The sequence below is a fragment of the Streptomyces sp. NPDC051576 genome (assembly GCF_040681835.1).
GTDB lineage: Bacteria > Actinomycetota > Actinomycetes > Streptomycetales > Streptomycetaceae > Streptomyces.
This window is the reverse complement of the sequence record NZ_JBFAZO010000010.1, coordinates 368,455-390,081: the sequence shown is the minus strand read 5'-3', so window position 1 is coordinate 390,081 and position 21,627 is coordinate 368,455. Positions and strand designations below refer to the sequence as shown.

General features: G+C 71.5%; 24 protein-coding genes and 1 riboswitch. Of the genes, 11 read left to right on the top strand and 13 right to left on the bottom strand.

Features of this window, described 5'->3' with window-relative positions; all coding sequences use genetic code 11:
- Positions 1–3: 3 nt before the first annotated feature.
- Both AB0M63_RS31365 and AB0M63_RS31360 read right to left on the bottom strand, forming a co-directional pair.
- Positions 4–888: an SDR family NAD(P)-dependent oxidoreductase gene (locus tag AB0M63_RS31365; RefSeq protein ID WP_366021783.1), complete on the bottom strand. Its 885-nt coding sequence runs from the start codon at positions 886–888 to the stop codon at positions 4–6.
- Positions 888–1,685 carry an acetoacetate decarboxylase family protein gene (locus AB0M63_RS31360; protein WP_366021782.1) on the bottom strand — a complete coding sequence of 266 codons (798 nt, stop codon included), beginning with the start codon at positions 1,683–1,685 and terminating at the stop codon, positions 888–890. Before AB0M63_RS31360 ends, AB0M63_RS31365 begins: the two co-directional genes overlap by 1 nt.
- Positions 1,686–1,869: 184 nt before the next feature.
- On the opposite strand from AB0M63_RS31360, the gene AB0M63_RS31355 reads away from it, so the two are divergent.
- From AB0M63_RS31355 to AB0M63_RS31335, 5 genes are all read left to right on the top strand, one after another.
- Positions 1,870–2,859, top strand: coding sequence for a DEDDh family exonuclease (locus AB0M63_RS31355; RefSeq protein WP_366021781.1), 990 nt, complete (start codon positions 1,870–1,872; stop codon positions 2,857–2,859).
- A 79-nt stretch (positions 2,860–2,938) separates the two neighbouring features.
- Positions 2,939–3,172, top strand: a complete 234-nt coding sequence (locus AB0M63_RS31350; protein ID WP_078532401.1) for a hypothetical protein — start codon at positions 2,939–2,941, stop codon at positions 3,170–3,172.
- Positions 3,173–3,199: 27 nt separating this feature from the next.
- Positions 3,200–4,027 (top strand): SURF1 family protein, encoded by an 828-nt coding sequence (locus tag AB0M63_RS31345; RefSeq protein WP_355922578.1) that lies wholly within the window; start codon positions 3,200–3,202, stop codon positions 4,025–4,027.
- 67 nt (positions 4,028–4,094) lie between these two features.
- Positions 4,095–5,882, top strand: a complete 1,788-nt coding sequence (locus tag AB0M63_RS31340) for a glycoside hydrolase family 15 protein (RefSeq protein WP_355922581.1) — start codon at positions 4,095–4,097, stop codon at positions 5,880–5,882.
- Positions 5,883–5,887: 5 nt separating this feature from the next.
- On the top strand, positions 5,888–6,643 hold the full coding sequence (locus AB0M63_RS31335; protein WP_366021780.1) for an SDR family oxidoreductase: 756 nt from the start codon (positions 5,888–5,890) through the stop codon (positions 6,641–6,643).
- A 23-nt stretch (positions 6,644–6,666) separates the two neighbouring features.
- On the opposite strand, the gene amaP is transcribed toward AB0M63_RS31335, so the two are convergent.
- From amaP to AB0M63_RS31310, 5 genes are read right to left on the bottom strand one after another with little or no spacing between them, the layout of a single operon-like run.
- Positions 6,667–7,245, bottom strand: coding sequence for an alkaline shock response membrane anchor protein AmaP (gene amaP / locus AB0M63_RS31330; protein WP_366021779.1), 579 nt, complete (start codon positions 7,243–7,245; stop codon positions 6,667–6,669).
- A gap of 5 nt (positions 7,246–7,250) precedes the next feature.
- Positions 7,251–7,922 carry a DUF6286 domain-containing protein gene (locus tag AB0M63_RS31325; protein WP_366021778.1) on the bottom strand — a complete coding sequence of 224 codons (672 nt, stop codon included), beginning with the start codon at positions 7,920–7,922 and terminating at the stop codon, positions 7,251–7,253.
- Positions 7,919–8,311 (bottom strand): hypothetical protein, encoded by a 393-nt coding sequence (locus AB0M63_RS31320; RefSeq protein WP_366021777.1) that lies wholly within the window; start codon positions 8,309–8,311, stop codon positions 7,919–7,921. The genes AB0M63_RS31325 and AB0M63_RS31320 overlap by 4 nt, the downstream gene beginning before the upstream one ends.
- Positions 8,308–8,493: a hypothetical protein gene (locus AB0M63_RS31315; protein WP_019060657.1), complete on the bottom strand. Its 186-nt coding sequence runs from the start codon at positions 8,491–8,493 to the stop codon at positions 8,308–8,310. Before AB0M63_RS31315 ends, AB0M63_RS31320 begins: the two co-directional genes overlap by 4 nt.
- Positions 8,494–8,536: 43 nt before the next feature.
- The gene (locus AB0M63_RS31310) at positions 8,537–9,022 is read right to left on the bottom strand and encodes an Asp23/Gls24 family envelope stress response protein (RefSeq protein ID WP_355922597.1); all 486 of its coding nucleotides are present in this window, start codon (positions 9,020–9,022) and stop codon (positions 8,537–8,539) included.
- An 87-nt stretch (positions 9,023–9,109) separates the two neighbouring features.
- Between AB0M63_RS31310 and AB0M63_RS31305 the strand changes: the two genes are divergently transcribed.
- Complete coding sequence (locus tag AB0M63_RS31305; RefSeq protein WP_366021776.1) at positions 9,110–9,883, top strand: nucleopolyhedrovirus P10 family protein; 774 nt, start codon at positions 9,110–9,112, stop codon at positions 9,881–9,883.
- A gap of 35 nt (positions 9,884–9,918) precedes the next feature.
- Here AB0M63_RS31305 and AB0M63_RS31300 read toward each other — a convergent pair whose 3' ends face one another.
- The 3 genes from AB0M63_RS31300 to AB0M63_RS31290 form a co-directional block, all read right to left on the bottom strand.
- The gene (locus AB0M63_RS31300; RefSeq protein WP_355922603.1) at positions 9,919–10,731 is read right to left on the bottom strand and encodes an enoyl-CoA hydratase/isomerase family protein; all 813 of its coding nucleotides are present in this window, start codon (positions 10,729–10,731) and stop codon (positions 9,919–9,921) included.
- A gap of 117 nt (positions 10,732–10,848) precedes the next feature.
- Entirely contained in the window at positions 10,849–11,067 is a 219-nt protein-coding gene (locus tag AB0M63_RS31295) for a helix-turn-helix domain-containing protein (protein ID WP_019060653.1), read from the bottom strand.
- Positions 11,068–11,402: 335 nt separating this feature from the next.
- Positions 11,403–13,001 (bottom strand): ABC-F family ATP-binding cassette domain-containing protein, encoded by a 1,599-nt coding sequence (locus AB0M63_RS31290; RefSeq protein WP_355922606.1) that lies wholly within the window; start codon positions 12,999–13,001, stop codon positions 11,403–11,405.
- 354 nt (positions 13,002–13,355) lie between these two features.
- Here AB0M63_RS31290 and AB0M63_RS31285 point away from each other — a divergent pair, with 354 nt between their 5' ends.
- Both AB0M63_RS31285 and AB0M63_RS31280 read left to right on the top strand, forming a co-directional pair.
- The gene (locus AB0M63_RS31285; RefSeq protein ID WP_366021775.1) at positions 13,356–14,246 is read left to right on the top strand and encodes a neutral zinc metallopeptidase; all 891 of its coding nucleotides are present in this window, start codon (positions 13,356–13,358) and stop codon (positions 14,244–14,246) included.
- Between the two features lie 112 nt (positions 14,247–14,358).
- Complete coding sequence (locus tag AB0M63_RS31280; RefSeq protein ID WP_366021774.1) at positions 14,359–14,790, top strand: VOC family protein; 432 nt, start codon at positions 14,359–14,361, stop codon at positions 14,788–14,790.
- 8 nt (positions 14,791–14,798) lie between these two features.
- Here the strand turns inward: AB0M63_RS31280 and AB0M63_RS31275 are convergent, their stop codons facing one another.
- The 3 genes from AB0M63_RS31275 to AB0M63_RS31265 form a co-directional block, all read right to left on the bottom strand.
- Entirely contained in the window at positions 14,799–16,199 is a 1,401-nt protein-coding gene (locus tag AB0M63_RS31275) for a hypothetical protein (protein WP_355922615.1), read from the bottom strand.
- Between the two features lie 520 nt (positions 16,200–16,719).
- Positions 16,720–17,847 carry an alpha/beta fold hydrolase gene (locus AB0M63_RS31270; protein WP_366021773.1) on the bottom strand — a complete coding sequence of 376 codons (1,128 nt, stop codon included), beginning with the start codon at positions 17,845–17,847 and terminating at the stop codon, positions 16,720–16,722.
- A gap of 191 nt (positions 17,848–18,038) precedes the next feature.
- Positions 18,039–18,761 carry a class II aldolase/adducin family protein gene (locus AB0M63_RS31265; protein WP_366021772.1) on the bottom strand — a complete coding sequence of 241 codons (723 nt, stop codon included), beginning with the start codon at positions 18,759–18,761 and terminating at the stop codon, positions 18,039–18,041.
- A gap of 196 nt (positions 18,762–18,957) precedes the next feature.
- Between AB0M63_RS31265 and AB0M63_RS31260 the strand changes: the two genes are divergently transcribed.
- The 3 genes from AB0M63_RS31260 (at position 18,958) to AB0M63_RS31250 (ending at position 21,333) form a co-directional block, all read left to right on the top strand.
- Entirely contained in the window at positions 18,958–19,713 is a 756-nt protein-coding gene (locus tag AB0M63_RS31260) for a lysozyme (RefSeq protein ID WP_366021771.1), read from the top strand.
- Positions 19,714–19,812: 99 nt separating this feature from the next.
- Positions 19,813–21,069, top strand: a complete 1,257-nt coding sequence (locus AB0M63_RS31255; protein ID WP_355922627.1) for an inorganic phosphate transporter — start codon at positions 19,813–19,815, stop codon at positions 21,067–21,069.
- 42 nt (positions 21,070–21,111) lie between these two features.
- On the top strand, positions 21,112–21,333 hold the full coding sequence (locus AB0M63_RS31250) for a hypothetical protein (protein ID WP_355922630.1): 222 nt from the start codon (positions 21,112–21,114) through the stop codon (positions 21,331–21,333).
- A 134-nt stretch (positions 21,334–21,467) separates the two neighbouring features.
- Positions 21,468–21,610, top strand: a riboswitch (cobalamin riboswitch).
- Positions 21,611–21,627: the final 17 nt, after the last annotated feature.

Here is a 21,627-nt window from a genome sequence, read left to right as displayed (position 1 = left end):
GATTCAGTCCAGGATGAAGCTTTCGAGGTACGACGGGTTCGCCCGGTCGAGCATCGACTGCGCCCGGGCCCGGATCTGACCGTCGCTGTGCTCGCTCTCCGGCAGCAGCCAGAAACGGTCCGCGCGGATGCCGTCCACGACGAGGTCGGCGACCTCCTCGACGGGCGTGAAGGCGACCTCCTTGCCCGCCTCCTTCATGGCGGTCTCCCACTGGTCGAGGCTGCGGTAAGGGGTCTTCCGGGGGCGCTCCTTGGTGTACCGGTCGGGCCGGTTGCGGTGCGACTCCCACAGGCCCGTGCGCAGCATGTGCGGTCCCGGGAAGAGCACCGAGGCGCCCACGCGCGCGTGCTCCGCCTTCAGATGGGCGTACAGGGACTCGGTCATCGTCACGACGGCCGCCTTGGTGACGGCGTACACGGAGGCGGTGGGCAGCGGGGCGATACCGCCGTCCCCGGACGACGTGTTGACGAGATGACCGGGTTGACCCGACTTGATCATCCTCGGCACGAACGCCTGGATGCCGTGGAAGACGCCCCACACGTTGACGGCGAACGCCCATCGCCAGTCGTTGGGTTCGTGCTCCCACATCCGGCCCTCGGCGCCCGAGCCGACCCCCGCGTTGTTGCACAGGACATGGACGGCGCCGTACGCCTGGTACGCCGACTCGGCCAGATCCAGGACCTGTTGGCGCTCGCCGACGTCGACCACGCACGCGTGCACGTCGGCACCGTCGGCGCGCAGATCGGCGGCGGCCTTGTCGAGGGCGCCGCGCTCGACGTCGGCGAGGACCACCTTGAGCCCGTCCGCGGCGAACCGCCGCGCCATCGCGAGCCCGATCCCGCTCGCGGCCCCGGTGACGACGGCGACCTGCCCCTCCCTCAGCTCCATCAGACGCTCCCTTCCGGGGGCCCGTCATGGACCTGCTGCGGGTCGTCGTAGCGCTGGTGGACGTATGGCAACAGGGCCCGCGCGTCGACCCGTTCGACGACTTTTCCGCGCTGGTCGCTGGTCTTCTCGCCGATGGTGATGTCGACAAGAGTGCGTACGGGGAGGTCGGCGACCGGGTCGTACATGGACTCGCGCAGGACGACGTCCCCGGTGACGCGTTCCAGTCGGCGGACCTTCTCGTTGCGCAGGCAGTGCACGAGCGCCGGGTCGGCGTCGAAGCCCGAACCGTCCACCGCGGGAAGGAACTTGAAGTAGAAGTCGGTCTTCTGCGTCGGCCCGGGAAGGGGCAGCTCCTCGCTGACCGCGCCGCGGACCTCGACGAAGGCGATGCCGTGCCGGGCGAGGGAGGCACGCACGACGAGGCCCACGCGTTCGACCGTCACCTCGCCGAGTTTCTTGGGTTCGCCGAAGACCTCACGGCCGCCGGTGAGGGCCCGCTCATGGGTCATCGGCATCACCAGCGGATACCAGCCCTCGACACCGTCGTGCGCGGCGGCGACCGCGAACGAGCCCGCGCCCAGCGGGTATCCGGGCAGTTCGACCTTGCTGATGTTCACCCGGACCAACGGCCGCCCGGTGGGCTTCAGGGGCGGCGGCAGGACCGCCGCGACCGCGTCCGGGTCGCTCTCCCAGACGGCCACCACACCGGTCGACCAGATGTCGGGAAGCTTTGAACTCGCTGTGCGTGCGGCGGCGATCTCCGCCTCGGTCCGTGCGCCGTACCGTACGCGTGCCATACGCCGTACCGCCCTTCGTAGGCCGTCATCCGTCAGGCGGGCAGCACGCTTGCACCGGGCGGGCAAAAGGTCCATAGCCACGCGCACGCGCATTCGGCGGACCCGAACGGGCGGACGGGACGGGCCATCTGACGGACGAGGCCGTGGACCGGGCTGTCAGTGACGGCCCGTATCCTCAGTGACCATGCTCGAAGACCACTCGCCCGCAGTGTCCGCAGCCACTCCGTGGCCGGCCGCGTATCCCCAGGGATACGCGGTAGTTGACGTGGAGACCACCGGCCTGGCCCGGGACGACCGGATAATCTCCGCGGCCGTCTACCGCCTGGACACGCTCGGCGAGGTCGAGGACCACTGGTACACGATGGTCAACCCGGAGCGCGATCCCGGCCCGGTGTGGATCCACGGGCTGACGAGTGAAGTACTGGAGGGCGCGCCCCTCTTCCAGGACATCGCCGAGGAGTTCGCGACCCGCTTGGAGGGCCGGGTGCTGGTCGCGCACAACGCGGTCTTCGACTGGCAGATGATCGCGCGGGAGTACGCGCGCGTGGCGATCGAGCCGCCGGTCCGTCAGCGGCTGTGCACCATCGCCCTCTCCAAGGAGCTGGCCCTTCCGCTGCCCAACCACAAGCTGGAGTCCCTGGCCGCGCACTTCGGTGTCGTCCAGCAGCGTGCGCACCACGCGCTGGACGACGCGCGCGTGCTGGCCGAGGCGTTCCGGCCGAGCCTGCGGGCGGCGGCGCGGGGCGGCGTCCGGCTGCCGCTGCACGAGTGCCGGCCGCTGACCGAGTGGACCGCGGACCGGCCGACGCCACGCATCGGGCAGCAGGCGGGCGGCTACAGCGGTTACGGCGCGGGGAGTTGGCGTCCCGCGCGCAAGCGGCCCGCGTGCCCCTACCCCAACCCGGGGCGGTTCCAGGACGGCAGACCGCTCAAGCAGGGCATGCGGATCGCGTTCTCCGGGGACACCTCCATCGAGCGCGAGCTGCTGGAGGACCGGGCCGTGGAGGCCGGGCTGCATGTCGCCACGAGCCTGTCCCGGCTGACCAGCCTCCTCGTCACGAACGACCCGGACTCGGGCACCTCCAAGGTGGTCAAGGCCCGGCAGTTCGGCACGCCGGTGGTGGACGAGGCGGCGTTCGGACAGTTGCTCAGGGACGTCGAGCAGGCGGACTGACCGTACGGACGGGTGATTGTCGTACGACTCGCCCCGCGCCCGCTCGCCCGTGCCGGGCGGACGGCCCACCCTGTGGCGCATGGCGAGATGTGAAGTGTGCGGCAATGACTACGGCATGAGCTTCGAGGTGCACGCGCAGGGCGCGGTGCACGTCTTCGACTGCTTCTCGTGCGCGATCCACCGCATGGCCCCGATCTGCGAACACTGCCGGGTGCAGATCATCGGGCAGGGCGTGGAGGTCGAGGGCCACTGGTTCTGCGGCGGCCACTGCGCGCGGGCGGAGGGGAAGGTGGGGATCATCGACAAGGTGTGAGGACAGCCCGAGGACAGACCCCCCTGAATGCGCCCCACGACCGAGTTGTACGGTCGTGGGGTGTACCGCTTCCTGATGTCCCGGCAGTGGGTGATCCTCGCGTTGATCACCCTCCTCCTGATCCCCACGATGATCAGGCTGGGCATCTGGCAGATGCACCGCTACGAGATGCGCAGCGCCCGGAACCAGCTGGTGACGAACGCGCTGCACGCCAAGCCGGTCCCCGTGGAGCGGATCAGCACCCCGGGGCACGCGGTGACCCGCAAGGAGAAGTACCGCACCGTCACCGCGACGGGCACCTTCGAGACCTCCAAGGAAGTCGTCGTCCGGCGCCGTACCAATGACGACGACGAGGTCGGCTTCCACGTCCTGACCCCGTTCGTGCTGACGGACGGCAAGGTGGTGCTGGTCAACCGCGGCTGGATCCCGGCGAACGGCGCGCAGACCGCCTTCCCGAAGATCCCCGCGCCGCCGAGCGGCACGACCACCATCACCGGGCGCCTGATGGCCGACGAGACGACCGCGGCGAGCGGCATCAAGGACATCAAGGGCCTGCCCGACCGGCAGATCATGCTGATCAACAGCGAGGAGCAGGCCCGGCGGCTGCACGCCCAGGTGCTCGGCGGCTATGTCGAGCAGACGGCGCCCGAGGCGAAGGGCGGCACGCCGGAGCAGATCTCCGACCCGGGCAAGGAAGACGCTCCGCTGAACTACGCGTACATGATCCAGTGGTGGCTGTTCGCGGCGGCCGTCCCGGTCGGATATGTCGTCCTGGCCCGCCGTGAGGCCCGCGACCGCCGGGAGGCGGCGGCCAAGGAGGAGACGGCCGAGGCCGTCGAACCGGCGTCGGTCTGACCCACCGTCGTCACCCGCGCGGCTGCGACCTTGATTGCCCCACCGGTAGGCAGGGAACCCGCACCCCGTGCACCCACGTATCGAGGACTACGCCCTCATCGGCGACGAACAGACCGCGGCCCTCATCGGCATGGACGGCTCGGTCGACTGGCTGTGTCTGCCCCGCTTCGACTCGGCGGCCTGCTTCGCCAGACTGCTCGGTGACGAGGAGAACGGCCACTGGCGCATCGCCCCCAAGGGCGCGGACCGCTGCGCCCGCCGCGCCTACCGCCCCGGCACCCTGGTCCTGGACACGGAGTGGGAGACCGACGAGGGCACGGTCCGCGTCACCGACCTGATGCCCCAGCGCGACGTCTCCCCCGATGTCGTACGCGTCGTGGAAGGCCTCAGCGGCAGGGTCACCGTCCGCAGCACGCTCCGGCTGCGCTTCGACTACGGCTCGGTCGTGCCGTGGATGCGCAGGTCCGACGGACACCGGGTGGCCGTCGCGGGACCCGACTCGGTGTGGCTGCGCAGCGAACCACATGTGCGTACCTGGGGCGAGGACTTCGGCACGCACTCGGAGTTCACCGTCGAGGCCGGTGAGAAGGTCGCCTTCGTCCTCACCTGGCATCCCTCGCACGAACCGCGCCCGCCGCTCGTCGACCCGTACGAGGCGCTGAACACCAGCGTCGCGGACTGGAAGCGCTGGTCGGCCCGCTGCCGCTACGACGGCCCCTACCGGGACGCGGTCCTGCGGTCCCTGATCACGCTGAAGGCCCTCACCTACCGCCCGACCGGCGGCATCGTCGCCGCGGCCACCACCTCGCTGCCCGAGGAGATGGGCGGTGTCCGCAACTGGGACTACCGCTACTGCTGGCTGCGCGACTCCACCCTCACCCTCGGCGCCCTGGTCGCCGCGGGCTACCACAAGGAGGCCGAGGCCTGGCGCGACTGGCTGCTGCGCGCGGTCGCGGGCGATCCCGCGGACCTGCAGATCATGTACGGCGTGGCGGGCGAGCGGCGGCTGCCCGAGTTCGAGCTCCCGCACCTGACCGGCTTCGGCGCCTCGGCACCCGTACGGATCGGCAACGGCGCCGTCAACCAGCTCCAACTCGACGTCTACGGCGAGGTCATGGACTCCCTGTGGCTGGCCCGGCGCGCGGGTCTGTCGCCCAAGCCGCACATGTGGTCGCTCCAGAGCGTCCTCCTGGAGTGGCTGCGCGCGCAGTGGCGGCAGCCCGACGAGGGCCTGTGGGAGGTGCGCGGCGGCCGGCGGCACTTCGTGCACTCCAAGGTCATGGTGTGGGTGGCCGCCGACCGGGCCGTACGCACCCTGGAGGAGTACGCCGACCTTCCCGGGGACCTGTCGGGCTGGCGCGAACTGCGGGACGAGGTGCACAAGGACGTGTGCGAGAAGGGCTACGACCCGGTGCGCAACACGTTCACGCAGTACTACGGCTCGCAGGAACTCGACGCGGCCCTGCTGCTCATCCCCCGCTGCGGTTTCCTGCCGCCCGACGATCCGCGGGTCGTCGGCACGGTCGACGCGGTCCGCGAGGCGCTCGGCCACGACGGTTTCGTACGCCGTTACGACACCGCCGCCGACACCCCCGTGGACGGACTCCCGGGCGACGAGGGCGCCTTCCTGGCGTGCTCGTTCTGGCTAGTGGACGCGTTGAAGATGACCGGCCGCGAGAAGGAGGCCCGGACCCTGTTCGAGCGTCTGGTGGGGCTCGCGAACGACGTGGGGCTGCTCGCCGAGGAGTACGACCCGGTGGCCGGCCGGCAGCTCGGCAACTTCCCGCAGGCCTTCAGCCACATCGGGCTGGTGAACACCGCCCTCACCCTGTTCGGGGACGAGGAGGCAGGATAGGGACCATGGATCTTGGACTGAAGGACCGGGTGTACGTCGTCACCGGAGCCACCCGTGGACTGGGCAACGCCTCCGCGCGCGAGCTGGTGGCCGACGGCGCGAAGGTGGTCGTCACCGGGCGCGACGAGCGGCGAACCGCCGACGCGGCGGCCGAACTGGGCCCGAACGCGGTGGGCGTGGCCGTCGACAACGCCGATGCGGAGGCGCCCGCCCGGCTGATCGCCGCCGCGCGTGAGCACTTCGGGCGCTTCGACGGCATCCTCGTGAGCGTCGGCGGACCGCCGCCCGGCTTCGTCGCCGACAGCACCGACGAGCAGTGGCAGGCCTCGTTCGAGTCGGTGTTCCTGGGCGCGGTACGGCTCGCGCGCGCGGCGGCCGAGGAGCTGGAGGAGGGCGGCGTCATCGGGTTCGTGCTGTCCGGCTCGGTGCACGAGCCGATCCCGGGGCTCACGATCTCGAACGCGCTGCGGCCCGGCCTGGCCGGTTTCGCCAAGTCCCTCGCCGACGAGCTGGGACCGCGCGGCATCCGCGTCCTCGGTCTCCTGCCCGCCCGCATCGACACGGACCGCGTGCGGGAACTGGACGGTCTGTCCGCCGACCCGGAGGCCACCCGGCGGGCCAACGAGTCGCGGATCCCGCTGCGGCGGTACGGGACGTCGGAGGAGTTCGGGCGGGTGGCGGCGTTTCTGCTGTCGCCGGCCGCGTCCTATCTGACGGGGATCATGGTGCCGGTCGACGGCGGGATGCGGCACGGGTTCTGACGTGCCGTCACCCTCTCATCCCGTCAACTGACCCTTTCCGCACGGTGTTTGACGGCCTTCAGCCAGACCTCCGTCGGCAGTGCCGCCAGGCCGGCCGAATCGCGGGCGTGGGCGAGGGCGTTGGCCGTCAGGTGGTCGAGGGCGACTCCGGGGTCCACGTGGGGTTCGAGGCTGAGCTGGACGCGGGCCTCGGGTGCCGTGCGGGTGCCGACCAGCCGCACGTGCGCGTGGGCGACGCCGTCCAGGTCGCCCGCGTCGGTGGCCAGCACGCCCTCCAGGGCCCGGCCCCGCAGCAGCGCGCCCTCGCCGTCGCCGGTGCTGACGGCGACCTCGGTGAGCCTGCGCCGCCGTAGCACCGCGACGAGCCACCACAGAGCGAGCAGGACGAGGACCGCGAGCACGGCAAGGACCGTCGGCCACCACCAGCCGTCGCCCCGCCAGCGGGTCCGCTGCGCGTCGCTGAGCAGGACGTCGTGCCGTCCGTCGTGGACCCACCACGACGGCGGTTTCGCACCGAACCCGACGGCCAGCACCGAGCCGCCGCCGACGACCAGCGCGAGGCCCACGACTCCGATCACCACACGGTTGACGACCCTGAGCACCGCCTTCACCCCTTCCGTCCGGAACGGCCGACGTGCAGCGACAGCGCGGGCGGCCGGGCCAGCCCGAGCCCGGTGATCGCGTCGTTGAGCACGGCGTCCAAGTCGGCCCGTACGTCGTCGAGTTCACGGAAATGGGACACCGCGCGGACGTCGGCCTTCGTGCGGCTGGTGCGGACCCGTACCGACTGCACGCCCGAGACCTCCATGGCGCGGTCCCGCAGCACCATCGCGGCGGCGGCGCGTTGCAGTCCCGCCCGGACGTCGGCGTGGGTGCGGCGCATCGGCAGCACCTGGCGCAGGCCGGGCGTGAGGGCGAGGACGATCAGCAAGAGGCCGAGGGCGGCGGCGACACCGGCGCCGACGAGGACCCAGGTGTCGTCGAGGGGTCGTTCGGCGAGTTGCCGGGCCAGTTCCCGGCGCCAGTGCGCGGCGGGCCGCTCCGCGCGCACGGCGGTGACGTCGTAGAGCAGGGCGCCCGCGCCGACGAGCAGCAGGACGGCGACGATGCCCGCGGGGACGCGGCGCGCCGACCAGAAGCGGCCGTCCTTCCCGTCCCCCACCACGGGCAGGGGATCGTGGTCCGCCGCCGGGACGTACCCGCCGTGTCCGGGGTCGGTCTCCTTCTCGATGACCGGTAGTCGTTGGGTCGTGCCTTCGGAGCCCTGGGGCTCGCTCATCGCGTCCTCCCCTGTGCCGCGCCGTGCGACTGTGCCGGATGCAGCCGCTCCACCTGGACGGCGACCTCGGGCACTTCCATGCCCACCAACGCGCGTACCCGCTGAACGACCTGTCGACGCACCTGAAAACAGCGGTCGCCGATGTCGCAGGGATAGCCGAGTTCGAGGTGCACGCGCACGCGTGCGGTGTTGTGGTGCACGACGACATTGGCATGCGGCGGCGCGGCCTCCGGGGGCAGCGGTCCGACCGCCTCACGCGCCGCCTGCGCGGCGATCTTCGCGACGACCCGGTCGGCGATCCGGGTGGCGCCGCGCTCGCCGGGCGGGACGACCGCGGAGGGTCTGCCGCGCTCGTCGACCGCGCCGTCCCCGCCGCTCATGGGCGTCATCGCCGCCGGTCGTCACGCGAGCGGAAGAAGTCGCCGAGTTCCAGGTCCCCCTCCAGGAACCGGCCGACGACGAACCCGATGGCGCCCAGGGCCGCCACCAGCAGGAAGGCACCGAACCCGCCGAAGTACCCGGCGAAGCCCAGCGCCATTCCGGCGATCATGCCGACCACGGCCCTGCTCATCCTGCGCTCCTCAACTCGTTCGTCGGCTCATCCGTCGCATCGGTCACTGGAGTCGGGGCTCCGGTTCCTCGTCCTCCTCGTCAGGCAGCTTCACATCGCTCACCGCGATGTTGACCTCGACGACTTCGAGTCCGGTCATCCGCTCCACGGCCGCGATGACGTTCTCCCGTACGGCCCGGGCCACATCGGCGATCGACACGCCGTAGTCGACGACGATCTCCAGATCGAGCGCGGTCTGCACCTCGCCGACCTCGGCCTTCACGCCCCGGGAGACCGACTTCGAACCGCCGGGCACCCGGTCGCGTACAGCCCCGAAGGTGCGGGACAGCCCGCTGCCCATGGCATGCACGCCCAGGACGTCCCGGGCGGCCAGCCCGGCGATCTTCTCCACGACCCCGTCGGCGATGGTGGTGCGCCCCCGGGAGGCCGGGTCACCCCCGCCGCGTCTGGTCGGGGTCTTCCGCGTCTGCAGCGGCTCCCTCTCGCCGTCTGGGTCCGGTGTCCGGTTCCGCTCCGTCATGTCGGTCATCGCCGTACGTCCCTTTCGGTCGTCGTCCTTCGACCACGGTAAGTGCGGTTGCGGTCTCTCGCGCCGGGGATGCGGCAGGCTGGAGGAATGACGGCGGACGCGTGGACGCGAGCGGTACGGCATCAGGTGGGGCTCGGCAGGCTGCTGCCCCTGGGCGACCGGCGCGACGGCGCGTGGATCGCCGAGCGGGCGGCCGAGGCGGTCCTTCGGGACGCCGTGCGGCATGTACTCGGGGTGCGGCTGGGCGGCATGCGTATCGCGCTCGCCGATCCGGAGGACGTGCGCGAACCCGCCGTACCGCCTCCGCCGGGGGCCCTGCCGCCCGGTCCGCTGCGGATCACCGCCGGTTTCGCGGCCGTGGCGACCGAACCGCTCCCGGTCGCGGCATCCCGTCTGCGCGCGGCCCTGGCGACGGCCGCGACGGAGCGGCTCGGCCTGGTGGTGGCGGAGGTCGATCTACAGGTGACCGCCCTGCTGGACCATATGGACGATGTTGACCAGGTGGACGACATGGACCACATGGCCGATGTGGACCACGCCGACATTGACCATGTTGATGATGTTGATGGCGTTGACCGTGCGGTCGATCTTGACGACGGCGGCGAGTCCCTGGTCATCGCGGCCGCACTGGCCGCCCCGGGTGTGGCCCGGCTGACCGGCACGCTGGGCGGACTGGGCCGGGCGGTGCACCTGGAGGAGCGGCGGGGCGAGGGTGCGCTGCCGCGTCTGCACGCGCGCGTGGAACTCGCGGTACGCGCGGACCACCGGGCCCTGGATGTGGCCCTGGAGGTCCGCGCGAGGATCGGCGAGGTGCTGCCCGGTCACCCGACCGTGGCCGTGCTCGTCACGCGGATCGGCTGACGCCCGTTCACCGCAGCACCCTCGCCGGATGCGCCCTATTCGCCGACGCCGGCCAGGTCCCGCAGCCGTCGCGCCTGGGCCGCACGCTCGGCGGCGCGCTGGTCGTCGTAGGTGCGGCCCTGGGCGCCCTGGAGCAGCGCCTTGGTCTCGATGAGGGCGTCACGCGGTGCGGCCAGCAGTGCGGTCGTCAGGTCGCGTACGGCGTCCTCGACCTGGTCCGCGGGCACGGCGATGTTGGCGAGGCCGGTGCTGACGGCCTCCTCGGCCAGGACGGCGCGACCGGTCGCGCAGATCTCCAGCGCGCGGGCATAGCCGACGAGACCGACCAGCGGATTGGTACCGGTCAGGTCGGGTACCAGCCCGAGGCTGGTCTCGCGCATGGCGAACTGCACGTCGTCGGCGACGACGCGCAGGTCACAGGCGAGGGCGAGTTGGAACCCGGCCCCGATGGCATGCCCCTGGACAGCGGCGATGGACACGAGGTCGCTGCGCCGCCACCAGGTGAAGCCCTCCTGGTACTCGGCGATGGTCCCGTCCAGCACGGCGTCACTGCTGTGCGCGAGGTCGATGAACGACGGTTCGCCGTCGAAGCCCTCGGGCGTGAACGCCTGCCGGTCGAGTCCGGCCGAGAAGGACTTGCCCTCGGCCCGCAGCACCACGACACGGACGGAGCCCGGCAGCGACCGCCCGGCCTCCGCCAACGCCCGCCACAGAGCGGGACTTTGGGCGTTGCGCTTGGCCGGGTTGGTCAGCGTCACCGTGGCGATCGCGTCGTCGACGGTGAGCCGTACGCCGTCCTTGTCGAGTACCGGACCGAGGTCCTTGTCGTCCTGTGCGGGCGAAGCCATGGGACGCCTCCGATGTGTGCGGTCAACAGAGCAGAGCTAAGTGACTGCACAGTAACCACCCGGTCGATCAGCCGACCTACCGGGTGGCCACCATCGAAGCCGATGGGCCGCCGGGGGTCAGGCCGAAGCCTTCTTGCCCCGGGTCGCCCCGCCACGCCCACGGAGCGTGACGCCGGACTCGCTGAGCATCCGGTGAACGAAGCCATACGAACGGCCGGTCTCCTCGGCCAGCGCTCGAATGCTCGCACCGGAGTCGTACTTCTTCTTCAGGTCTGCCGCGAGCTTGTCGCGCGCGGCGCCGGTTACCCGGCTGCCCTTCTTCAGAGTCTCGGCCACCCGTGCCTCCTCATGGGAAGTGCGCTCTGGTCTCCTCATGATCACCCCTACAGGCGTTCATGGCCACCCATTCGGCAAGGTCCGTAAGACAAGGTTTTGACGACAGGAGCGCGTCCCCACAAATGGAATATGGAATTCCACACTGTCGTGTCCGTACGGCCGAACGAGTTGTTCCGCGAAGTACCTGGTCAGAGACACGAAACGGCCGAGCCCTTGTCGGTAGAGGGCTCGGCCGGAAAATCGATGTAGGACACACCTCGGTACGAGGAGATCTCACACAGATGGTGGATCACCGGTAGGCCGAATGATCCATACGCCGTGGATCAAGCATTCGATCAAGCCAGGGCGACGAGATCCGCGTAGTCCGCGCCCCACAGGTCCTCGACTCCGTCGGGCAGCAGGATGATGCGCTCCGGCTGGAGCGCGTCCACGGCGCCCTCGTCGTGGGTGACGAGGACGACGGCGCCCTTGTAGGTGCGCAGCGCGCCGAGGATCTCCTCGCGGCTGGCCGGGTCGAGGTTGTTCGTCGGCTCGTCCAGGAGCAGGACGTTCGCCGACGACACGACGAGGGTGGCGAGCGCGAGGCGCGTCTTCTCGCCGCCGGAGAGGACCCCGGCCGGCTTGTCGACGTCGTCGCCCGAGAACAGGAACGAGCCGAGCGTCTTGCGGACCTCGACGAGGTCGAGGTCGGGGGCGGCGGAGCGCATGTTCTCCAGGACCGTGCGCTCCGGGTCGAGGGTCTCGTGCTCCTGCGCGTAGTAGCCGAGCTTGAGGCCGTGGCCCTCGATGACCTCGCCGGTATCCGGCTGCTCGGCGCCGCCGAGCAGGCGCAGCAGGGTCGTCTTGCCCGCGCCGTTCAGACCGAGGATGACGACGCGCGAGCCCTTGTCGATGGCCAGGTCGACGTCGGTGAAGATCTCCAGGGAGCCGTACGACTTCGACAGGCCCTCCGCCATGAGCGGGGTCTTGCCGCAGGGCGAGGGCTCCGGGAAGCGCAGCTTGGCGACCTTGTCGGAGACACGCACCGCGTCCAGCCCGGCGAGCAGCCGGTCGGCGCGCCTGGCCATGTTCTGCGCGGCGACCGTCTTGGTCGCCTTGGCGCGCATCTTGTCGGCCTGCGAGTGCAGGGCCGCGGCCTTCTTCTCGGCGTTCTGCCGCTCGCGCTTGCGGCGCTTCTCGTCGGCCTCGCGCTGCTGCTGGTAGAGCTTCCAGCCCATGTTGTAGACGTCGATCTGGGCGCGGTTGGCGTCCAGATAGAACACCTTGTTGACGACGGTCTCGACGAGGTCGGCGTCGTGGGAGATCACGAGGAAGCCGCCGCGGTACGTCTTCAGGTAGTCGCGCAGCCAGACGATCGAGTCGGCGTCGAGGTGGTTGGTGGGCTCGTCGAGCAGGAGCGTGTCCGCGTCGGAGAACAGGATGCGGGCCAGCTCGATACGGCGGCGCTGACCACCCGAGAGCGTGTGGAGCGGCTGACCGAGCACGCGGTCGGGCAGGTTCAGCGCGGCGGCGATGGTGGCGGCCTCGGCCTCGGCGGAGTACCCGCCCTTGGTGAGGAACTCCGTCTCCTGGCGCTCGTACTGCCGCAGGGCCTTCTCACGGGTGGCGCCGCTGCCGTTGGCGATGCGCTGTTCGTTCTCCCGCATCTTGCGGATCAGGGTGTCCAGGCCGCGCGCGGAGAGGACGCGGTCGCCGGCGAGCACGTCCAGGTCGCCGGTGCGGGGGTCCTGCGGGAGGTAGCCGACCTCACCGGAGCGGGTGACGGTGCCGCCGGCGGGCTGGCCCTCACCGGCCAGGACCTTGGTCAGGGTGGTCTTGCCGGCGCCGTTGCGCCCGACCAGGCCGATGCGGTCGCCCTTGGCGACACGGAAGGTGGCGGACTCGATGAGGACGCGGGCACCGGCGCGCAGTTCGATACCGGAGGCGGAGATCACGGTCAGACTCCAGAGCGGGGTCGTAGGCGGAAGGGGCGGCTGAGGACGTTCCCGCCGTCTAATGCGCGAGGAGAATGGCCATGGGCCAAGTCTAACGGGGCCGTGCAAGCGCTTTTCCTGTGTACGGCGGGTCGTCGGCCGGGGGCGCGTGATCCGGCCCACGTGGTCCACGGCGGTGAGCTGGGCGGTCCGGGCCGTCGCCCGACCACGGCCGGGCGACGGGCGGCGCCGCGCCGTGACGAACGGCACGCGCGCGTAGTGGGCGTCGCCCGTTCGGACGCTCGTCCGGCGCCCCCGGTGGGGACGGCGGGCGAGGATGGCGCCGGGGGGCCACACGCGCGGAGAGCGGGGCCCATGCAGTTCGACGACGATGCCGATCTGGACACCTCCGAGGTGCAGGACGTGCGCGGCAGCCGGATTCCTGGTGGCCGGGCGACCGTGGGCGGTGGTCTCGCGGGGCTGGTCGCGCTGCTGCTGGGGCTCTTCCTCGGGGTCGGTCCGGACAACCTGGGGTTGTCGTCGGACAGCGACTCACCGGTGGCGACCGCGTCCTCGCTGGCCCAGGTGCAGTCGTCCTGCCGTACCGGGCGGGACGCCAACACCAAGGAGGACTGCCGCATCGTGGCCGTGGTCAACAGCGTGCAGGACTACTGGGCGCAGGAGTTCCGGCGGCGGGGCGGCACGTACACGCGGTCGCCGACGGTCTTCTTCAGCGGGCAGGTCGCCACGGCGTGCGGGACGGCGACCTCGGCGGTGGGGCCGTTCTACTGCCCCGGCGACCGGAAGGTCTATCTGGACCTGGGCTTCTTCGACGAACTGCGGACGAAGTTCGGCTCCAGCGGCGGCCCGTTCGCGCAGGCGTACGTGGTGGCGCACGAGTACGGGCACCACGTGCAGGACCTGATGGGCACGCTGGGCCGGGCGCAGGACGGGCGGACCGGCGCGAACAGCAACGCGGTGCGGGTGGAACTCCAGGCGGACTGCTACGCGGGGGTCTGGGCGCATCACGCGACGACCACCAAGGACGAGTCGACCGGGCGGCCGTTGATCACCAGCCTCACGGACGCCGACATCCGGGACGGTCTTGACGCCGCGGCGGCCGTGGGCGACGACCGGATCCAGGAGCGGTTCCAGGGCCGGGTGACGCCGGAGACCTGGACGCACGGGTCGGCGGCGCAGCGGCAGCAGTGGTTCCAGCAGGGCTTCCGGACCGGGGACATGGCGCGGTGCGACACGTTCCGCTGACGGCCGTGGTGCCGGTTCGCGGGGCGTTGTCAGTGGCTGGTGCAAGACTCGTCGAAGCGGTCAAAGCGGCAGAAAAAAGCGACAGCACCCGATGCACAAGGAAGTGATCGGCATGGCAGCCAAGGACAGCGGGCGTCCCAGCATCTACCCGTCGCTGCTGTACGCGGACGCGAAGGCGGCGATCCGCCAGCTCACGGAGGCCTTCGGCTTCACCGAACTCGCGGTGTACGAGGGCGAGGACGGCTCGGTGACGCACGCCGAGCTGGTGCAGGGCAACGGCGCGGTGATGCTCGGCTCCAAGGGCCGCGGCGGGCGTTTCGACGAGGCGATGAAGAGCGCGGGCCCCGCCGGGGTGTACATCGTCGTGGACGACGTCGACGCCCATCACCGGCGAGCCGTGCAGCACGGCGCGGAGATCCTGATGCCCCCGACGGACCAGGACTACGGATCACGGGACTACATGGCCCGGGACGCCGAGGGCAACATCTGGAGCTTCGGTACCTACGCCCCGGAGATACGGGGGCAGGGGCCCGGCCCCGCCTAGAGCCTGAACTAGCTTCCCCCGGTGTGCACTTGGAAGGCGGCCCGGCGTACGGCCTTGGCGAGCGCCGGGTCGGGGTGGGCCGCGGCGAGCGCGACGAGGACCTGCACGGTGCGGGGATGACCGACGGCGCGCACCTCGTCGAGGAGCATGGGCACGGTCGGCTGGATGGCGGACTCCAGGTGGCGCACGAGCAGCGGGGCCTCACCGTGGTCGGCGACGGCGGCGGCGGTGTCGACCCACAGCCAGGTCGCCTCCTCGCGGGTGAGGACCTCGTGGGCGTCCTCCGGGTCTATCCCGTCGTGCTCGGCGAGCCACAGCAGGGCGTACGGCCGCAGCGTCGCCTCGTCGGCGACGGCGCGGACATCGGGCTCGGCGGGGGCGCCGACGACGCGCAGCGCCTCGAAGGCGAGGCCGCGCAGCAGGGCGTCCTCGCCGCGGGCGGCGTCGATCAGCTCGCCGACCGCGCTGCCCACGGTGCGGGCGGCGAGCCACGCGCGGTACTCGGCCCGGGCGGCGTTCGGGCGGAGCTGGGAGCAGCCGCGGAGCATGTCCTCGGCGGACTGCTCGATGTTCCCGGCCGGGCTCTGCGCGGCCACGCAGATCTGCTCCAGCTTGACCCAGACCGCCCAGCTCCCGAGCGGGGTGAGGGTGGCATGGGCATCGCCGTAGGTGAGGGCGCCGACGGAGGCGAGGGCGTGCAGGGCCCAGTCGAGGAGGGGGTCGAGGGGTGTGTCCGCGGCCGGCGGCTGCTGGACCGGATCGGGCTGCGGGCCGTAGGGGATCTCGCAGCGCTCGGTGCGCAGTTCGGTGACGCGTTGGCCGAGGAGGTCGAGGAGTTGCTCGACGGGGACGGGCCCGGCGGAGAGCTGGAGGAAGGAGAGCACCTGAGGCATGGCCGAGACGACCTCGGCGACGGCCGAGGGCTCGTGCTCCCGGGGTTCGGGGTGAGCGAGTGACCAGGCGTCGAAGAGGGCGACCCAGCCGCGCAGTACGGCGCTGTCGTCGCGGTCCCAGGCACGCAGCCGCCAGCCGGGGCGGGCGCTGTCGCCGTGCACCTCGACGAGGCCGGCGAGGCGGGCGGTGTCCCAGTCGGCGCGGACCTGAGCCGGGGTCAGGCCCAGGTCTTCGGCCGCGAGTTCGGCGGTCGAGTCGGAGAGGGTGCCCTTGCCGTCGGGGCTCGCGCTGTCACGGCCGGGGCGTAGTGCGGCGTCGGCCCAGTGGGCGACACGGGCCGCGCCGGCCAGGCCGGAGCGCGCCATTCTGGCCAGTTCCGCGGGGGCCGGTGTGCCCTCCGGAGGGCGGGGTGCGGGGCGGCGCGAGCGCCGCTGGTTCATCGCTCGGGGGGCGGCGGCCAGGGGTCGCGGGCGGACGAGTCGAAGCCTGGAGTCGCGCGGGATACGGGACGTCACGGGTGCAGTCTTCCGGTTGACGGTCCGAAAACCCAAACGGAATGTCACGGCGGGCGACAGGGAGGGCCAAGGCACGGGGTCCCGCGGGCTGCTGGGGACCGGGATCAGGCCAGTGGTACAGGGCTAAACGGAAGGTCGGCGGGGGGTGTCCCGGTGGATGGGACCGAGTCACATGAGCGGAGTCAGGAAGCGCCGCAGGATCTCCTCGTGGCCACCCGGTTCGGTGGAGGGTGATCAGGTCCGGGAGGCAGGCGGCGGGCGGCGAAGCGACGGGAGAGCGACCACAGGGCCACCTCGCCGCCCGGACCACGGAAGGTCGATAGGAGGCGCCCCTGTGAGTGGGACCGGATCACACGAGCAGAGTCAGGAAGCGCCGCAGGATCTCCTCGTAGCCACCCGGGTCGGCGGAGGGTGATCAGGTCCGGGGGCGGGCGGCCAAACAGCGCGAGAACGCCCATGGGGCCGCCGTGCAGTCCGAGCCACGGAAGATCGATGGGGGCGCCCAGTGAGTGGGACCAGATCACATGAGCGGGGTCAGAAAACGGCGCAGGATCTCCTCGTAGCCGCGCGGATCGGCATTCCACATCGCGCCGTGCGGGGCCCGTGCGACCGCCTGGAGGGTGATCAGGTCCGGGCGGCGGGCGGCGAAGCGGCGGGAGAGCGACCAGGGGGCGACCTTGTCGTCCGGGCCGTGGAAGATCAGGGTCGGCACCTCGAGCCGGGCCGGGTCGGCGGCCTCGGCGATGCGGTCGCCGTGCAGACCGGTGCGGCCCTGTGCGGCGCGGACCGCCAGCGGCAGCAGCGCGCCCGGGGTGTGCCGGGCCGCGGCGAGGGCGCGCAGCGTCCGCTCCCAGTCGAGCACCGGCGAGTCGAGGACCAGGCCGGAGACGCGGTCGCGCATCGCGGAGTGGGCGGCGGCGCGCAGGGCCATGGTGGCGCCGGTGGACCAGCCGAGCAGGATCACGTGCTCGGCGCCGTAGCGCACGGCGTAGCGGATCGCGGCGTCCAGGTCGCGCCACTCGGTCTCGCCGAGGTGGCCCAGGCCGTCGGGGTTGCGGGGTGCGCCCAGGTCGCCGCGGTAGGAGAGGGCGAGGACCGGGAAGCGGTTGCGGTGCAGGAACTCCATGACGTTCAGGGAGAGTTCGCGGGTGGCGCCCAGGCCGTGCACCGCGATCACCCAGGTGCTCCGCGCTCCGGGCACGAACCACGCGGGCAGGGAGCCGAGTTCGCCGGGGATGTCGATGTCGGCGTGGTCCAGGCCGAGGGCGGCGCTCGGGTTGCCGATGTGGACGTTCGGGGTGAGCCACACCTTGTCGCCGGGGCGCAGGGTGCCGTGGGTGACGCGTTCCAGTCGGCGCACGACGGTGTCGGCGGAAGCCGACGCCGTGTCGACGACGGGGCCGACGACCGCGTGGGAGCCGTCGCCGGCGAGACCGTAGGTGCCGGGGCGCAGGGCGGCCAGGTCCCGGGTGAGCGCGACCTGTCCGGCGGCGGTGGAGTGCACCGTGAGCCGGGGTTCGGTCGGCAGGGGGCGGCCGGGCGGTGCCTTCAGCGCCGCGTCGCTGGCGTACCGGCCGGCGGCGACGCCCACCGCACCGGCCGCGAGGGCCACGGAGACGGCCGCGGCCGTCGCTTTGACTGTGCGCACCGCTCCAGTGTCCCGGCGGACCCGCCCGGCGGCCAGCCGGAGGACGCACGGGGTGATGGGCGGGGGCTTGTCTCCGGCGAGGGTCGTCCCGGTGGCCTCGGAGGGACGGTGCGGGTGAACTCGGCTCCGGCGCGGAAAGGCCCACCGCCGACACCAGCTCTCCCGCATCAACCCCGCCCAAGAAAATCCGCTCAGCCCCGCTGCCCATACCCCCGCAAGCGCTCGCCGACCTCCGCCACCTGCTCCCCCGTCAGCAGCGACGGCGACAGGCCCGGTACCGACGACGCCGTCAGCCACAGGCGGCACATCCACTCCAACTGGGCCGTGCGGTCGTAGGCCTGGTCGAGCGAGGTGCCGTAGGCGATCGTGCCGTGGTTCTGGAGGAGGCAGGCGGAGCGGTCGGCTAGGGCGTGGAGCATGTTCTCGGCCAACTCCTCGGTGCCGTACGTCGCATACGGGGCAACCCGGACCGGGCCGCCGAGGGCGGCGGACATGTAGTGGATCAGGGGGAGTTCGGGAACGAGGGTCGAGACGGCGGTCGCGTGCACGGCGTGGGTGTGGACGACGGCGCGGGCGTCGGTGCTGCGGTAGACGGCGAGATGCATGGGCAGTTCGCTCGTCGGGAGCAGGGTGCCGAGCACCTGGCGGCCGTCGAGGTCGACACCGACCGTGTCGGCGGGCGCGAGCCGGTCGTAGGGGACGCCCGAGGGTGTGACCAGGACGGTGTCGCCGACGCGCACGGAGACGTTCCCGGAGGTGCCGACGACCAGGCCGTCGGACACGGTCCGGCGGGCCGTCGCGATGAGCGCGCCCCAGGCGTCCGCCTCCTCGGCACGCACACTCCTCCCCCGCGCCTGCCCCACATCCTGTGCGGGCTCCCGCCCGTCCCGCTGGTCCCGCCGCCGCTCAGCCATGCCGCGATCCTGCCAGCCGAGTCGTCAACGCGCGCTCGGGCGGCGGCACTTTAGGCCGGAAGCCGCGCATCCGAAAGAGCACATAGGGGCACGTATCACCCGCCGAAGGCGCTTGGCCGGAGACCGACCCGAGTCGACAGATCTTCCAATAACCTCTGGGTGATTTGTCGTGCACGTCGCCATTCCCGGGGGAAACATGGCCCGTCGCCGCAACCATCACCGCGCCCGTCACCGCGCCCGCCTCGCCGCCGCCTCCGTCGCCGCGCTCACCGTCACAGCGGTCGCGCTCGTCGAGATCCCGGCCTCGGCCGCGAGCCCCGCGAAGGGGCACGACGTCTCCTCGCACCAGAAGAACGTCGACTGGTCGAGCGCGAAGGCGAAGGGCGCCACGTTCGCCTACGTCAAGGCGACCGAGTCCACCGACTACCGCAGCCCCTACTTCGCCCAGCAGTACAACGGCGCCCGCGCCGCCGGAATCGTCCGCGGCGCCTACCACTTCGCGCTGCCGGACAAGTCGTCGGGCGCGGCCCAGGCCGCGTACTTCGTGGCGCACGGCGGCAGCTGGAAGGCGGACGGCTGGACGCTGCCGCCCGCGCTCGACATCGAATACAACCCGTACGACAAGAAGCACGGCTGCTACGGCCTGAGCAAGGCGAGGATGGTCGCCTGGATCAAGGCCTTCAGCGCCGAGGTCAGGCGGGAGACCGGCCGCCGTCCGGTGATCTACACGACGGCCCACTGGTGGAACACCTGCACGGGCAGCAGCACCGCCCTGGCCTCGACCCACGCGCTGTGGATCGCCCGCCACGAGTCGGCGGACGCGGGCTCGCTGCCCGCCGGCTGGTCGTACTGGACCTTCTGGCAGTACGACAACAGCGGCAGCCTGCCGGGCGACCAGAATCTCTTCAACGGGTCCTTGGGCCAACTGAAGAAGTTCGCCCGCGGCCACTAGCCCATCCTGGACACCGCAGAGACCCTCTCAGTTCATCTTCCGTTCATTCAGGTTGCCTACGGTCAACGCACCGATGACCTCGAAAGATTGCCTGGGTAAATGGAAAGCTTCTCGCTGATCCTCGCGATTGTGGTCGTCACCGCTCTCGCGTTCGATTTCACGAACGGTTTCCACGACACCGCCAACGCGATGGCCACCACCATCTCGACCGGCGCACTCAAGCCCAAGGTCGCGGTGGCCATGTCGGCCACCCTCAACCTGGTGGGCGCTTTTCTCTCCGTGGAGGTCGCCAACACGATCTCCAAGGGGCTTGTCGACGAGAGCGGCATCCGTCCCGAGGTCATCTTCGCCGCACTGGTCGGCGCGATCCTCTGGAACCTGGTGACCTGGCTCGTCGGACTCCCGTCCAGTTCTTCGCACGCCCTGATGGGCGGCCTGATCGGCGCGACGATCGCCTCGGCCGGCACCGGCGCGGTGCACGGCGACGTCCTGGTCACCAAGGTGCTGCTGCCGGCGGTCGCCGCTCCGATCGTGGCGGGCGTCGCGGCGATGGTCGCCACCCGCTTCTCCTACGCCCTGAGCCGCAACGCCGACGGCAAGGCCGCCGACAAGGGCTTCCGCGTCGGCCAGATCGCCTCCGCCGGCCTGGTCTCGCTGGCCCACGGCACCAACGACGCGCAGAAGACGATGGGCATCATCACCCTGGCCCTGATCGCCGGCGGCTCCATCGCCCCCGACTCGGACCCGCCCACCTGGGTCATCCTCTCCGCGGGCCTCGCCATCGCGATGGGCACCTACATCGGCGGCTGGCGCATCATCCGCACCATGGGCAAGGGCCTGACCGACCTCCGGCCGCAGCAGGGCTTCGCCGCCCAGACCAGCGCCGCCGCGGTCATCCTGGCCTCCTCGCACATCGGCTTCTCGCTCTCCACCACGCACGCCGTCTCCGGCTCGGTGATGGGTGCCGGGCTCGGCCGCAAGGGCGGTGTCGTCCGCTGGTCGACCGCCACCCGGATGTTCGTCGCCTGGGGTCTGACGCTGCCGGCCGCCGCGCTCGTCGGCGCGCTCGCCGAGTCCGTGACCGACCTCGGCGACTGGGGCACCGCACTGGTGGCGGTCTTCCTGGTCGCCTCCAGCACCGGCATCTGGGTGCTCTCCCGCCGCCAGGTGGTCGACGCCTCGAACGTCAACGAGTCCGACGAGCCGGCCGGCGTGGTCACCGCCGCGATCGCCGCCGTCACCCCGCCCCCGTCGGTCGCCCTCTCCGAGGGCCTCACGGCGACGATCCCCGCGCCGCCCGCCGTCGCCACGCCCGACCCGGCGACCCCGGCGACCCCGCCGGCCGCCGCCGTCTGAGCCCGCGCCCCGGTACAAAGGCACGAGAAGGAACGAATCAGCATGGACATCGACTGGGCAGCCCTCGGCTCCGTCTTCGGCGTCAGCCTCGTGGCCACCGTGGCCCTGGTGGCCGTCTTCACCCTCGGCATCACCGCTCTCTCGCGCCGTGAACGGGCCACCGCCCAGGGCGACTCCGCGGCCCTCGCCCTGACCGGCGCGTACGCCTGCTTCGCGGCCTGTGCGGCGGCGGTGGCGTACGGGATCTACATCATCGTGGCCTGACCGGCCGCCAGTTGGACCGAACGTGGGGTGCGGGACGGACCACCGTCCCGCACCCCACGTCTTCGTGACGTCCTCGACGACCCCTGTGTGGGCATCAGCACACTCCTCCCCCGCAGGTCAACAGCAAGTTGACGCCCCTTCCAACCCCGTGGTGGACTGCCGGAGCCATGTACGGCGGCAGGAGAGGAAGCCGGTGCGAATCCGGCGCGGTCCCGCCACTGTCACCGGGGTAGACAACCCCGGGAGCCAGGAACTCTCACCGCCGGTCTCGTCGAACCAGGGCGTGGACACCCT

Excerpts from the sequence above, each read along its gene's own strand:
- AB0M63_RS31320 (WP_366021777.1), bottom strand. The coding sequence starts at position 8,311 with ATGACGCCCATGAGCGGCGGGGACGGCGCGGTCGACGAGCGCGGCAGA.
- AB0M63_RS31255 (WP_355922627.1), top strand. The coding sequence starts at position 19,813 with ATGGAAAGCTTCTCGCTGATCCTCGCGATTGTGGTCGTCACCGCTCTC.
- AB0M63_RS31325 (WP_366021778.1), bottom strand. The coding sequence starts at position 7,922 with ATGAGCGAGCCCCAGGGCTCCGAAGGCACGACCCAACGACTACCGGTC.
- AB0M63_RS31335 (WP_366021780.1), top strand. The coding sequence starts at position 5,888 with ATGGATCTTGGACTGAAGGACCGGGTGTACGTCGTCACCGGAGCCACC.
- AB0M63_RS31310 (WP_355922597.1), bottom strand. The coding sequence starts at position 9,022 with ATGACCGACATGACGGAGCGGAACCGGACACCGGACCCAGACGGCGAG.
- AB0M63_RS31365 (WP_366021783.1), bottom strand. The coding sequence starts at position 888 with ATGGAGCTGAGGGAGGGGCAGGTCGCCGTCGTCACCGGGGCCGCGAGC.
- AB0M63_RS31345 (WP_355922578.1), top strand. The coding sequence starts at position 3,200 with ATGCGCCCCACGACCGAGTTGTACGGTCGTGGGGTGTACCGCTTCCTG.
- AB0M63_RS31315 (WP_019060657.1), bottom strand. The coding sequence starts at position 8,493 with ATGAGCAGGGCCGTGGTCGGCATGATCGCCGGAATGGCGCTGGGCTTC.
- AB0M63_RS31300 (WP_355922603.1), bottom strand. The coding sequence starts at position 10,731 with ATGGCTTCGCCCGCACAGGACGACAAGGACCTCGGTCCGGTACTCGAC.
- AB0M63_RS31305 (WP_366021776.1), top strand. The coding sequence starts at position 9,110 with ATGACGGCGGACGCGTGGACGCGAGCGGTACGGCATCAGGTGGGGCTC.
- AB0M63_RS31360 (WP_366021782.1), bottom strand. The coding sequence starts at position 1,685 with ATGGCACGCGTACGGTACGGCGCACGGACCGAGGCGGAGATCGCCGCC.
- AB0M63_RS31350 (WP_078532401.1), top strand. The coding sequence starts at position 2,939 with ATGGCGAGATGTGAAGTGTGCGGCAATGACTACGGCATGAGCTTCGAG.
- AB0M63_RS31260 (WP_366021771.1), top strand. The coding sequence starts at position 18,958 with ATGGCCCGTCGCCGCAACCATCACCGCGCCCGTCACCGCGCCCGCCTC.
- AB0M63_RS31250 (WP_355922630.1), top strand. The coding sequence starts at position 21,112 with ATGGACATCGACTGGGCAGCCCTCGGCTCCGTCTTCGGCGTCAGCCTC.
- AB0M63_RS31265 (WP_366021772.1), bottom strand. The coding sequence starts at position 18,761 with ATGGCTGAGCGGCGGCGGGACCAGCGGGACGGGCGGGAGCCCGCACAG.
- AB0M63_RS31280 (WP_366021774.1), top strand. The coding sequence starts at position 14,359 with ATGGCAGCCAAGGACAGCGGGCGTCCCAGCATCTACCCGTCGCTGCTG.
- AB0M63_RS31285 (WP_366021775.1), top strand. The coding sequence starts at position 13,356 with ATGCAGTTCGACGACGATGCCGATCTGGACACCTCCGAGGTGCAGGAC.
- AB0M63_RS31355 (WP_366021781.1), top strand. The coding sequence starts at position 1,870 with ATGCTCGAAGACCACTCGCCCGCAGTGTCCGCAGCCACTCCGTGGCCG.